This is a genomic window from Actinomadura sp., assembly GCF_044508335.1.
GTDB lineage: Bacteria > Actinomycetota > Actinomycetes > Streptosporangiales > Streptosporangiaceae > Spirillospora.
Genome location: NZ_JBIQHY010000016.1, coordinates 45,133 through 47,800, shown reverse-complemented (window position 1 = coordinate 47,800; position 2,668 = coordinate 45,133). Strand labels below are relative to the sequence as shown.

Below are 2,668 nucleotides of genomic sequence, written 5' to 3'. Positions count from 1 at the left end.
GTCGAACCCGGGGTCGAGGCGGAGCAGCCGGGGCCCGTCCGGCAGGTCGCGCAGCAGCTTCGCGTGCAGCCGCGGGCCGACCGGCATGACCGCCGCCGCGTCCCGCGCGAGCGCGAGTTCGAGCCTGCCGCGCTCCTCGGCGCGCACGCCGGCGTCGTCCTCGTGGTCGAGCTTGAACCACTCGATGTCGTCGGGGTCCATGTGGACGAGGTGCAGCCGGGCGGCGTCCGGGAAGTGGTCCTCGACCAGCGCCCTGGCGATCTGCCCGGTGACGCGGCCGTGCCCGATCACCAGGTCGGGGACGGCGCCGCGCGGCAGCGGCGGCCGGCGCATCAGCGCCTCCCGCTCGGTGGTCCCGGGCGACCGGCGGGCGGCGGCCAGCCGCACCCCGGCCCGCTCGGCGTCCGCCAGCTCGGCGGGGGACGCGCCCGGCACCAGGCAGTACGTCTCCGCGCCCGCCGCGGCGAGCGCCCCGCACAGGTAGCGGTTCAGCGAGCTGAGGCCGCCGCGCGCCGGGAACCACTCGTCGGCGACCGCCAGGACGCGTGCGGCCGTGCCCGCGATCCGCCCGGGAGGCGCCCCCTCCTCGTCGTAGACGAGGTTCCAGCCGTCCGCCGCATCACCGCTCATGCCGTGGCTCGCTCCCCGGCGGGCTTCAGCCGCCAACGCCCCGATCCCCTACGAGGCAATCATGACCCAGCACCGGCCCAGGGCGCAGTACGGCGCCCCATTCCTGTCCCTGCTGCGCGCGGACGAGCGGCGCGACCTGATCGACGCCGGGACGCGCCACCAGGTGGCGGACGGCGCGCAGCTCTACGCGCAGGGCCGCCGCTCCGCGAAGATCGTGATCCTGCTGACCGCGCACGCGCGCGTCCTCCGCGACGGCGCGTGGGTCGCCTACCGCGGGCCCGGCGACATCCTCGGCGAGCTGTCCCTCATCGACGGGCGGCCGCACTCGGCCACGGTCCAGATCGTCCGGGCGGGCGCCGTCGCCGTGCTCTCCCATGAGGCGTTCGACCGGGTGATGCGCAGGCACGACGGCGTCCGGAACGCGCTGCTCCGCGTGCTCGTGCACCGGCTGCGGTGCGCCGACCTGAACGGCGACGGCAGGGCCGAGCCGACCGTCGTGCGGGTGGCCCGGCTGCTGGAGCGGACGCGGCGCGGCGACGCGGCCCCGTTCCGGTATCAGCACCAGATCGCCGAGATGCTCGGGGTGGCGCGCAGCTCGGTGGTGCGGGCGCTCGGCCGGCTGCGCGAGCAGGGCATCGTGGCGACCGGGCACGGGACGGTCGAGGTCGTCAGCGACGAGCGCCTGTCGGCCTTCCTCTCCCGGTTCGACGGGAACGGCTCGGAGTCTCCCGAACCGGACGGCTGAATGGCGCACGTGCGCCATTCCGGGGCCTCTCACTGGATCCGTCCCGGCCGTTCCCGATACGTACCGGAATCCCGGGACGGCACCGCTGACCAGCGGCGACGGGATGACCCGCCGGACCCGGGCCGCATCCGCCCGGATGGCGCCCGCGGCGACCTCGCGCAATCGCGTTGACCTGCCGCAACCCGACTCCGCACTGTTGAGCCGTTCCGCCGTGAACAAGGGGGCCCGGCCATGGAACACGATCCGGCGACCGGCGAGCAGTGGTCGGTCCACGTCCACGCCGACAACGACCTGACCATCCGCGACGCGCGCATCGCCGGCCGCGACCTGACCGTGCACGGCGGTGCGGCGCGGGCGGGCGGCGCGATCCACCGGTTCGCCCGCCGCGTCCGGCCGGCCGCCGCCGCGGCGGCGGCCGTGGGGGTCTTCGCGGTCCTGCTGCTCGCCGCGATCGGCCTGGCCGCGCTTCTCGGCGGCCGGTGACCCCGATGGGAGGCACGACCGTGAACGAGTACCCCGCGCCCGCCACCCTGGCGATCGCCGACATCGAGGGCTTCGCCCGCCGCAACGACCTGGAGCAGCGGCAGGCCCGCGACGCGCTGTACACGTGGCTGTCCGGTGCGCTCGGCGCGCTGTGGGGGCGCTGCGTCCACGAGGACCGCGGCGACGCCGTGCTGATGCTCTGGCCGGCGGACGTCCCGCGCCCGGTGATCGTCGCCGCCGTCCTGCGCCTGGCCGAGGCCGCCCCGGCGGCGCCGCCGCGGCTGCGCGTCGTCCTGCACGCCGGCGACGTCTACCGCGACCCGCGGGGCTTCGTGGGCGGCGACGTCAACGAGGCGTTCCGGCTGAACGAGGCGCCCGTGCTGAAGGCGGCGCTCAAGCGGGCCCGCGGCCCGGTCGCCTACCTGGTGTCCGAGCAGGTCCACCGCGGCATCGTCCGCTACGGGGACCCCGCCGTCGACCCGGAGGCGTTCCGCCCCGTCGGCGTGGCGGTGAAGGAGACGCGGGTGCGCGCCTGGCTGTACGTCCCGGGCGACGACGGGGACGCCGCGCGGCTCGCGGCCGACGCGTTCCGCCCGCCGTCCGGCCCATCGCCCGACACGCCTCCCGGCATGCCGCCCGGGCCGGTGCCGGGCGGCGTCCGCATCCAGGGGCGCAACGTCACCGTCACCGACTCCGAGATCGCCGGGAGGGACCTCCGATGAACGGCCCGTACATCGCGGCCGCCTGCGCCGCCGCCCTGCTGCCGCTGGCCGCGGGCTGCGCCGGCAGCGGCCCCACCGACCGCAAGGA

The 2,668-nt window shown here is 76.6% G+C and carries 4 protein-coding genes; 3 read left to right on the top strand and 1 reads right to left on the bottom strand.

What is annotated here, in order from left to right; genetic code table 11:
• The coding region (locus ACIWVC_RS09055; protein ID WP_396453978.1) for a hypothetical protein at positions 1-630 on the bottom strand (630 nt) is incomplete at its 3' end.
• A 61-nt stretch (positions 631-691) separates the two neighbouring features.
• Between ACIWVC_RS09055 and ACIWVC_RS09050 the strand changes: the two genes are divergently transcribed.
• The 3 genes from ACIWVC_RS09050 (at position 692) to ACIWVC_RS09040 (ending at position 2,580) form a co-directional block, all read left to right on the top strand.
• Positions 692-1,375: a Crp/Fnr family transcriptional regulator gene (locus ACIWVC_RS09050; protein ID WP_396447601.1), complete on the top strand. Its 684-nt coding sequence runs from the start codon at positions 692-694 to the stop codon at positions 1,373-1,375.
• Positions 1,376-1,606: 231 nt separating this feature from the next.
• The gene (locus ACIWVC_RS09045) at positions 1,607-1,858 is read left to right on the top strand and encodes a hypothetical protein (RefSeq protein WP_396447602.1); all 252 of its coding nucleotides are present in this window, start codon (positions 1,607-1,609) and stop codon (positions 1,856-1,858) included.
• A 20-nt stretch (positions 1,859-1,878) separates the two neighbouring features.
• Positions 1,879-2,580, top strand: coding sequence for a hypothetical protein (locus ACIWVC_RS09040; protein ID WP_396453977.1), 702 nt, complete (start codon positions 1,879-1,881; stop codon positions 2,578-2,580).
• The last annotated feature ends 88 nt before the right edge of the window (positions 2,581-2,668 follow it).